Genomic DNA, 8,677 nt, shown 5'->3' with positions numbered 1-8,677 from the left:
CACCGGCAATCGCGACGTGATCCGCATCGAGCACATGCGCGCGATGAAGGACATGGCCATCGTCGGCAACATCGGCCATTTCGACAACGAGATCCAGGTCGCCAGCCTCAAGAACCACAAGTGGACCAACATCAAGGAGCAGGTGGACATGATCGAGATGCCCTCGGGCAATCGCATCCTGCTGCTGTCGGAGGGCCGCCTGCTCAACCTGGGCAACGCCACCGGGCACCCCTCCTTCGTGATGTCTGCCTCCTTCACCAACCAGGTGCTGGCGCAGATGGAACTCTGGACCAATGGCGCGGACTACGCCCCCGGCGTCTACATCCTGCCCAAGCACCTCGACGAGAAGGTCGCCCGCCTGCACCTCGAGCGCATCGGCGTCAAACTCTCCAAGCTCGACCCCGAACAGGCCGCCTACATCGGCGTCAAACCCGAAGGCCCCTTCAAACCCGAACACTACAGGTATTGAGGCCGCGGTCCGCGCCACCCCGGCCTATTGCATTTGATACGAATGCAAGGGGTTTTGCCTTTGCCCTGACTGCCCGAAACGCGCTATGTCCGTTCACACGGCCAGGATGGCCCGGACCAGTTTCGAATACGCGTTTGGTGGCTATGGGAGCACGCGGGTGACGGAAAGGGTCCGGGCAACTCTCCGGGCCCTTTCTGCTTTTCTGGTAGCCAGCACGCAAAACGGCTCCCGAAAATCGGCCTTGCCCGTGACGGGCGCGGGAGGTTCGGATCAATCCGGGTTCGTCTCGGCCATCGCGCAGATGATCCGCCATTGCTCTGCGGTGACCGGCTGTACCGACAGGCGCGCGTTCCTGACAAGCACCATGTCGGACAGGCGCGGGTCGGCCTTGATCCGGTCCAGGGTGACGGGCACCGTGAAAGGCCGCACAGCCTTGATATCTACGCAGTCCCAGCGGGGATCGTCGGTGGTGCTGTCGGGATGCGATTTCGCGATGACCTCGACGATGCCCATGATCCGCTTTTCATTGACCGAATGGTAGAAAAACCCGCGGTCGCCCAAGGACATCTCTCGCATGGCGTTGCGGGCCTGGTAGTTGCGCACGCCGTCCCATTCCTCGCCGGCCGCGCCTCGGGCGACCTGGTCGTCCCAGCCCCAGGTGCCCGGTTCGGTTTTGAACAGCCAGTGGCGCATCATCCGACGACCTTTTTCCATGGCATGAGCGTGACACTGTCGAACAATCCTGCCCGGGCATAGGGGTCGCCATCGGCCCAGGCCTGTGCCTCGGCCCGGGTCTCGACCGCCAGGATCACCAGGCTGCCGCACATCTCGCCGTCGTCCGACAACAGCGGGCCGCCCATCTCGACCACGCCTGTTTCCGCGACGTAGGCGAGATGGGCCTCGCGGTTGGCTTTGCGGACCTCAAGGTGGCCGGGCTTGTCGTGACAGATCAGGGCATATCGCATGTCATTCTTCCTTCAGGGGGCGGGCCAACAGGGCCCCAAGGGCCGTGTCAGGGTCCATATGGCCGGTTGTCAGCCCATGGACCACACTCGAAATAGGCAGGTCCAGCGCCAACTGACCGGCCAGCTGGATCAGCGCGGCGGCGGTTGTAGCCCCCTCCACGGTGGTGCCGGGGTCGAAGCTCTCTCCCGCGCCGATGGCCCGGCCATAGCGGAAATTCCGCGATTTCCCGGAGGTGCAGGTCAGGGCCAGATCACCGAATCCCGACAGGCCGGCAAGCGTTTCCGGCTGCGCGCCCAGCGCCGCGCCCAGGCGCTGCATCTCTGCAAAGCCACGGGTCATCAGGGCGGCCCGGGCGCTTTCGCCATAGCCTGCCCCCATGCAGACACCGCAGGCGATCGCGATGACGTTCTTGAGGGCCCCGCCCAGTTCGGCGCCGACCAGATCGGTGCTGCGATAGAGCCGCAACACAGGGGTCGAGAGTCTGGCTTGCAGCGCCTCGCCTGTTTCAGCGTCTGCACAGGCGAGTGTCAGCGCCGTGGGAAGCTGACCGGCGATGTCAGCGGCAAAGCTGGGCCCGGTCAGGACTGCGGGGGTGGCATCGGGTATGGTCTCGGTGATCTGCGCGGCGGTGCCCCGGAGGGTTTCCAGGTCGATCCCCTTGCAGCACGACACAAGCTGCTTGCCGGCCAGGAAGGCCCGATGCGCGGTCAACCAGCCGCGCAGGTGCTGCGCCGGAACCGTCACGAGAACCGTCTCGGCCCTGGCCAGGGCTGCGGAATCCGAGGTGACTGACACGGTCGCGGGCAGGGCCACGCCGGGCAGGCGGCGCTTGTTCTCGCGCTCTTGGGCCATCGCGGCGGCATGTTCTGCGTCGCGAGCCCAGAGCGTGACTGGCCCGTTCACGGACAGGGCCACTGCAAGCGCCGTCCCGAAGGCGCCGGCCCCGGCGACGGCGATGCTCATGCCTTGGCCCCCTTCTTGCCACTGCCCAGAAGGCCCGGGCTGATTGCATCAAGCGGCCAGCGCGGCCGCGCGGCCAGGGTCATGTCGTCGTCTTCGCCCCTGGCGCGACGCAGCAGCCCGGCATAGGCGACCATCGCGGCATTGTCGGTGCAAAGCGCCAGCGGCGGGGCGCTGAACACGAGGCCCTGATCAGCGCAAACCGTGTCTAGCCCGCCTCGGATGGTACGATTGGCGGCCACGCCCCCTGCAACCGAGAAACGCGAAAGCCCGGGCACAAGGTGCCGGGCCGCCACGACCGCGCGTCGCGATTTCTCGACCAGGACATCGACGACAGCGGCCTGGAAACTGGCCGCAAGATCGGCCTGATCCTGCCGTGTCAGCCCCCCGTTGTCCTGCACCAGATCATCGCGGGCGCGCAGGATCGCGGTCTTGAGCCCGGAGAAGGACATGTTGCAATCGTCCCGGTCCAGAAGCGGCCGGGGCAGCTTGACCCGCGCCGGATTGCCGTCCTGCGCCGCTGTCTCGATCGCGGGTCCGCCCGGCTGCGGCAGCCCCAGAAGGCGCGCGGCCTTGTCGAAAGCCTCGCCCGGGGCGTCGTCGATCGTGCCCCCAAGCCGCGTATAATCCGCATGACCACGCACCAGCAGGAACTGGCAATGTCCGCCCGAGACCAGAAGCGTCAGATAAGGAAAGGGCAGTCCTGTGGTCAGTTGCGGTGTCAGCGCGTGCCCGGCGAGGTGGTTGATGCCCAGCAGCGGCAAGCCCCTGGCGGCCGCCAGACCCTTGGCGCACATCACGCCCGACAGAACACCGCCGATCAGCCCCGGCCCGGCCGTGACGGCAATCGCGTCCAGATCGGTCAGGGTGAGATCGGCCTGCAACAGGGACTGTTCGACCATGAAATCGAGTTTCTCCGCATGGGCGCGCGCGGCGATCTCGGGGACGATGCCGCCGTATCCTGCGTGCAGATCGGCCTGCCCCGAAACGACCGAGGACAGAACGTCGGCCTGTCCGGGTTGGCCCCGCACAACCGCCGCTGCGGTATCGTCGCAGCTGCTTTCGATGCCCAGGATGGTCAGGGGGGTATTCATGGCTCGCCCGGTTGCGCTGGATCGCATCCGAGGTAACACTCGGGACATGATCCGACAATGGCGGGGGCGAATGACACGGGATGCACCGATATTGCTGCTGACCCGGCCAGAAGCGGCCGCGCGGGATTTTCTGCGTTCCCTGCCGGAAAATGTCGTTGCACGCTTCAACGTCCTTGTCAGCCCGCTGTTTGACTACGCGCCGGTGCCCCATGCGCCGGTGGACCCGGGTGCCGATGTCATCCTCACCTCTGCTGCCGCGGTGCCCTATGCCGGGCCGGGGCGGGGCCGCACCGCCTGGTGCGTTGGCGATCGCACGACATCGGCCGCGCAAGAGGCCGGGTTCGAGGCGCGGAATGCACGCGGCAACGCAGAGGATCTTGTGACCCTGATCCTGCACGAAAGGCCCCTTGGCCCGCTGGTTCACCTGCGTGGCGAAGACAGCCGCGGCCACATCCGGGACCGGCTCTTGGTGGCGGGGCTGAGCTGCGAAGAGCGTGTCGTTTATGCAAAGGTGCCCAAGACTCTGACAAGGCAGGCACGGGGCGCTCTGATGGGGAATACCACGGTGGTGCTCCCCCTGTTTTCGCCCGAGACCGCGCGGCTACTGTATGGACAGGGGCCTTTTGCGGCACGGTTGATCGTGCTGGCCATGAGCGGGGCCGTGGCCGAGGCCGCCGGGCCCCTGCATGCCGCGCGTGTCGAGGTTGCCGATACCCCAAGCCTGGCCGGGATGGTGGGACGTGTCGCAATCCTGGACGCTTGAGACCCGCCGAGGCGCAGGATAGGCTGAGGTTTGGCCTTGGGGCCGATTGGAACAAGGATTTGGGTGGCTAAGGTGGCGAAATCGTCCAGGAAGAAGTCGGAACAAGCGCAATCAGAGGTACCCGAATCGCAGGAGCCTGTGGCGCAGGAAGAGGTCTCCGAGGCACAATCGGATGCGCCTGATACGGACAATGACAATGCCTCCGAGGCGATCGAGGATGCCGAGGTCCTCTCTGCCACCGCTTCGCAGGACCCTGCGGAAGATGCGGCCGACATGGACGCGGCCTCGGAAGAGGCCATACCCGAAGACGAAGCTTCAGAAGCTGAACCTGTGTCCACGCCTGTGGCGCCCGACCCCGAGAACGCCACACCCGAGGATGACACCATCGGGGCCGCGCGGCCGGGACCGGCACCTGCCGCGATGCCCGATCAGCCGGCCAAGCGGCGCGGCGGCCTTGTGCCGCTTCTGATCGGCGGACTTGCGGCCGGGGGACTCGGCTACGGTGTCGAAACCTACCTCGACACCCGGCAGGACAGTGGTCCGGACTTGGCCGGCCTGATCGAGGATCAATCCGAACGCATCGACGCCCTGGGTGCCGAGATCGAGTCCATCCCGCCCGCCCCGGACCTTGCCCCGCTGCAAGACGATATCGATGCGCTTTATCAGCGATTGACCGAGCGGATTGAGGCGCTGGAAACCGATTTGTCCGAGCGCATCGACGGGCTGGACGCGCGCCTGACCGATGTCGAGAAGCGCCCGGATACCGACGGGACGCTCAGCGACACCGCCATGGCCGCCTATGAACGCGAGCTTGACGCGCTGCGCGCCGATCTTGCTGCGCAACGCGAGGATGTCACGGCGATTGCCGAACAGGCAGCCGAGGACCTGAGCAATGCCCGCGCCGAGGCGGAACAGCTCGAACAACAGGCCCTGCAAGAGGCGCGCGCCGCGGCCGGGCGGGCGGCTCTGAACCGGCTGCGTGTGGCCGTCGCCGCGGGGGACCCCTTCGACGAGCTTCTGGGCGACCTGCAAGAGGTTGCTGGCGACTTGCCGGAGTCCCTCACGGCCTCGGCCGAGACTGGCGTGGCTGACCGGGCCACCCTGGAAGAGGACTTCGGCTCGGCCGCGCGCGCGGCGCTCGCCGCCGCCCGCGAAGAGGGTGTTGCCGGGGAAACCGGCGGGTTGGGCACCTTCCTGCGCCAGCAGTTCGATGTGCGTTCCACCCAGCCGCGCGCGGGCAGTGACCCCGACGCGGTATTGTCGCGGGCCGAGGCCGCGGTCGAGGAAGACCGTCTCGCCGACGCCCTGGCCGAACTTGCCACGCTGCCGGACGTGGCGCGGGCCGAGATGACCGGCTGGACCGCGAAGGCGCAGGCCCGTGCCGATGCGCTGGCCGCGATCTCCGATCTGTCCCAATCCCTGAACACAAACTGAGGCTGTCCCGATGCTCTGGTCCCTAGTGAAGATTCTGGCCTTCGTGGTCCTTGTGACGGCCCTTACCTATGGCGGTGTTCTGCTGATGGAGGTGCCAGGGGAAGTCGTGATCGACGTGGCCGGTTTCGGCATGACGATGAGCGTGCTGGAGCTTGTCGTCGTTCTTGGGCTGCTTGTCGGGCTGGTCTGGCTGGGTTTCAAGCTGGCGGGCTTTCTGGTCGCCTCTTTCAAGTTTCTCAACGGCGACGAAACGGCGATTTCGCGCTACTTCTCGCGCAACCGCGAGCGCAAGGGGTTCGACGCCCTGTCCGAGGGTATGATGGCGCTGGCCTCGGGCGAGGGGCAACTGGCCATGACCAAGGCATCGCGGGCCGAAAAGTACCTGGGCAAGCCGCATCTGACCGACCTGCTTGCGGCTCAGGCGGCTGAGATGGCCTGTGATCGGAGGACCGCCGAGCGCACCTATCGCAAGCTTCTGGAGGACGAGCGTACCCGTTTCGTGGGCGTGCGGGGGATCATGAAGCAGAAGCTTTCGGACGGGGATACCGACACGGCCATGAAGCTCGCCGAAAAGGCCTTTGCGCTCAAGCCGCGCCATGAAGAGACCCAGGATACGCTGCTACGCCTTCAGGCCGAGAAGGCGGATTGGCAGGGGGCGCGGGAAACCCTGGGGGCCAAGCTCAAGACCGGGACGCTGCCACGCGACGTGCATACGCGCCGCGATGCCGTGCTGGCCCTGTCCCAGGCCAGGGAAATGCTGGCAAGCGGCGACGCGGCCAAGGCCAAGGAGTCCGTGCTCGAGGCAGACCGCCTGTCGCCGGAACTGATCCCCGCTGCCGTCATGGCCGCCGAGGTTCATGCCGAGAAGGGCAACGCCCGTGCGGCGACCAAGGCCATCAAGAAGGCCTGGGTCGGTCATCCCCACCCGGACCTGGCCCGCGCCTTTGCCGGGATCGTCCCGGACGAGGACCCGCAGGCGCGCATCAAGCGGTTCAAGCCGCTGCTCAAGATCAACCCCGAGGACCCGGAAACCCGGATGCTTCTGGCAGAACTGCACATCGCGGCCGAGGATTTCCCCGAGGCCCGCCGCGCATTGGGCGACCTGATCGAGACCGACCCGACCGCGCGCAGCCTGACGCTCATGGCCGCGATCGAACGGGGTGAAGGCAAGCCCGACAGCGTGGTGCGGGGCTGGCTGACCAAGGCCCTGACGGCGCCGCGCGGGCCGCAGTGGATCTGCGACAAATGCCACACGATTCACGCGGACTGGGCGCCTGTCTGCACGCACTGCAAGGCCTTCGATACGCTCGCCTGGCGCCGTCCGCCCGTTGGCGAGGTCGCCATGCCTGGCGGCACCGAGATGTTGCCCTTGATCGTCGGCCAACGTGACAAGATACCGTCCGAGCCTGCCGACCCGCCCGAGGAGGCGGAGCTGATCGCGGATGCAACAGCGACCGAAAAATAGCCCTTTTCCTTGGCTGCACGCCAGTGCTAAGGGACCCACAGTGGCCGCTGTAGCTCAGCTGGTAGAGCACGTCATTCGTAATGATGGGGTCGGGGGTTCGAGTCCCTTCAGCGGCACCACCCAATCAGGTAACACATTGGTTTCCCTACAGCTTTTCGCAGCTGCTAGGAGCCGTAGACCATGTCGGAGACCATTTCACGCCAGTTCACCTTCGTTAAGGATGGGATTTTCTACTTCAGCCGTCGAATCCCGAAAGACCTTCGAAGCCACTACAGATCATCACGGATCGCATATTCGCTTCGCACTAGATCGGCCCGGATCGCTGAGAGCAGGGCAAGGAAAGCTGCGGAGCAACTGGACGAATACTGGTTCCACCTGAGGTGTCGCGATTGCGAGCTGCCAGGAAAGCACCTTTTGCGTATGCAGGGCGTGGCTGGTGAAGTGACCGGTCATCCCTCCCCCTCGATTTCATCTGCATCTGTCCGGTTGTCGGAGGCCGTCCGAATCTATCTCGATCTCAAGGGCAAAGATCGCCCTGCCACCTTCTATCGGGCCGCTGAGAGGGCATGTGGCTACGTTGTGGAGGCCTGCGGGGACCAATACCTTGACGCTTACACCAAAGCCGATGCCAACGCCTTTCGTGACGCGCTGATCGCTCGAGGCCTGACGGGAAGCAGCATGACTAGGGTCTTCGGTACCGTGAGGTCAGTTGTCAACTTCGCGGCCAGCGAACAGGGCCTAACAATCAACAACCCGTTCGCGGGTGTCTACTACGACCGTTCTGCTGGTGTCTCAGATCGCAATCCGGTCCCACGAGAGTCGTTGAAACGGGTTCAAACTGAATGTCGAGTGCTGGACGATGAATTGCGCTGGTTGGTTGCTATGGTCTCGGACACCGGAATGCGTCTCGCTGAAGCGGCAGGCATGAGCCGTGACGACATTGTCGCCCATGATGAGGGAGGTCTGTTTGCGCGTATCCGCCCGCACCCATGGAGACGTCTCAAGACCAGAGGCAGCGAACGTGATGTGCCGCTGGAGGGTGAGGCTAGATGGGCCGCTGAGCGCGTCCTAGCACAACAAGCGAAGTCTGAGGTTGCTTTTCCCCGGTACAACAAGACAGAGACCACCAATGCGAACGCGGCCAGCGCCGCATTGAACAAATGGTTGAAGGAATACGTGCCTGAGGGCTGTTCGATGCACGGCTTCCGACACTCAATGCGCGACCGGCTCAGAGCCGTAGAGTGCCCCGCCGACGTCATCGACCAGATCGGAGGTTGGCAGACAGACGGCGTTGGACAAGCCTACGGCGCTGGCTATCCCCTTGAGGTCCTCAGGAAGTGGATGAAAGTGGTGACGTGAGCCGACATGGTCTACGGCTCCTAGCAGCTGCGAAAAGCTGTAGGGAAACCAATGTGTTACCTGATTGGGTGGTGCCGCTGAAGTGCGGTTCTATTCCCGTTACAGGCACCCTCATCGGGCTTCCCTTCAGCAAAACAAGGGCTATCGCCTATGACCACCCGGCGTCA

General features: G+C 65.0%; 9 protein-coding genes and 1 tRNA gene. 6 read left to right on the top strand and 4 right to left on the bottom strand.

Annotation, left to right across the window (positions count from 1 at the left end):
• The coding region (locus ACH107_RS26915; RefSeq protein WP_412508738.1) for an adenosylhomocysteinase at positions 1-469 on the top strand (469 nt) is incomplete at its 5' end.
• 270 nt (positions 470-739) lie between these two features.
• Here ACH107_RS26915 and ACH107_RS26910 read toward each other — a convergent pair.
• The 4 genes from ACH107_RS26910 to tsaD are packed head-to-tail and all read right to left on the bottom strand — an operon-like array spanning position 740 to position 3,489.
• Positions 740-1,162 (bottom strand): EVE domain-containing protein, encoded by a 423-nt coding sequence (locus ACH107_RS26910; protein WP_412508736.1) that lies wholly within the window; start codon positions 1,160-1,162, stop codon positions 740-742.
• The gene (locus ACH107_RS26905; RefSeq protein WP_310691441.1) at positions 1,162-1,434 is read right to left on the bottom strand and encodes a YciI family protein; all 273 of its coding nucleotides are present in this window, start codon (positions 1,432-1,434) and stop codon (positions 1,162-1,164) included. Before ACH107_RS26905 ends, ACH107_RS26910 begins: the two co-directional genes overlap by 1 nt.
• Position 1,435: 1 nt before the next feature.
• Positions 1,436-2,398 (bottom strand): NAD(P)H-dependent glycerol-3-phosphate dehydrogenase, encoded by a 963-nt coding sequence (locus ACH107_RS26900; protein WP_310691440.1) that lies wholly within the window; start codon positions 2,396-2,398, stop codon positions 1,436-1,438.
• Positions 2,395-3,489, bottom strand: coding sequence for a tRNA (adenosine(37)-N6)-threonylcarbamoyltransferase complex transferase subunit TsaD (gene tsaD / locus ACH107_RS26895; RefSeq protein ID WP_412508733.1), 1,095 nt, complete (start codon positions 3,487-3,489; stop codon positions 2,395-2,397). The genes ACH107_RS26900 and tsaD overlap by 4 nt, the downstream gene beginning before the upstream one ends.
• 70 nt (positions 3,490-3,559) lie before the next feature.
• On the opposite strand from tsaD, the gene ACH107_RS26890 reads away from it, so the two are divergent.
• The 5 genes from ACH107_RS26890 to ACH107_RS26870 all read left to right on the top strand — a co-directional run bounded on the left by ACH107_RS26890 (position 3,560) and on the right by ACH107_RS26870 (position 8,510).
• Positions 3,560-4,252 (top strand): uroporphyrinogen-III synthase, encoded by a 693-nt coding sequence (locus ACH107_RS26890; protein ID WP_412508732.1) that lies wholly within the window; start codon positions 3,560-3,562, stop codon positions 4,250-4,252.
• 72 nt (positions 4,253-4,324) lie between these two features.
• On the top strand, positions 4,325-5,686 hold the full coding sequence (locus ACH107_RS26885; RefSeq protein WP_412508731.1) for a hypothetical protein: 1,362 nt from the start codon (positions 4,325-4,327) through the stop codon (positions 5,684-5,686).
• A 10-nt stretch (positions 5,687-5,696) separates the two neighbouring features.
• A complete protein-coding gene (locus ACH107_RS26880) occupies positions 5,697-7,151 on the top strand; it encodes a heme biosynthesis protein HemY (RefSeq protein WP_412508730.1) in 1,455 nt (484 codons plus the stop codon).
• A gap of 43 nt (positions 7,152-7,194) precedes the next feature.
• A tRNA-Thr gene (locus ACH107_RS26875) sits at positions 7,195-7,270 on the top strand.
• 61 nt (positions 7,271-7,331) lie between these two features.
• Positions 7,332-8,510, top strand: coding sequence for a DUF6538 domain-containing protein (locus ACH107_RS26870; protein WP_412508729.1), 1,179 nt, complete (start codon positions 7,332-7,334; stop codon positions 8,508-8,510).
• Positions 8,511-8,677: the final 167 nt, after the last annotated feature.

The organism is Roseovarius halophilus (ex Wu et al. 2025) (assembly GCF_047086965.1).
This window is presented reverse-complemented; position numbering and strand designations above follow the sequence as displayed.

Excerpts from the sequence above, each read along its gene's own strand:
- ACH107_RS26910 (WP_412508736.1), bottom strand. The coding sequence starts at position 1,162 with ATGCGCCACTGGCTGTTCAAAACCGAACCGGGCACCTGGGGCTGGGAC.
- ACH107_RS26905 (WP_310691441.1), bottom strand. The coding sequence starts at position 1,434 with ATGCGATATGCCCTGATCTGTCACGACAAGCCCGGCCACCTTGAGGTC.
- ACH107_RS26900 (WP_310691440.1), bottom strand. The coding sequence starts at position 2,398 with ATGAGCATCGCCGTCGCCGGGGCCGGCGCCTTCGGGACGGCGCTTGCA.
- tsaD (WP_412508733.1), bottom strand. The coding sequence starts at position 3,489 with ATGAATACCCCCCTGACCATCCTGGGCATCGAAAGCAGCTGCGACGAT.
- ACH107_RS26890 (WP_412508732.1), top strand. The coding sequence starts at position 3,560 with ATGACACGGGATGCACCGATATTGCTGCTGACCCGGCCAGAAGCGGCC.
- ACH107_RS26880 (WP_412508730.1), top strand. The coding sequence starts at position 5,697 with ATGCTCTGGTCCCTAGTGAAGATTCTGGCCTTCGTGGTCCTTGTGACG.
- ACH107_RS26870 (WP_412508729.1), top strand. The coding sequence starts at position 7,332 with ATGTCGGAGACCATTTCACGCCAGTTCACCTTCGTTAAGGATGGGATT.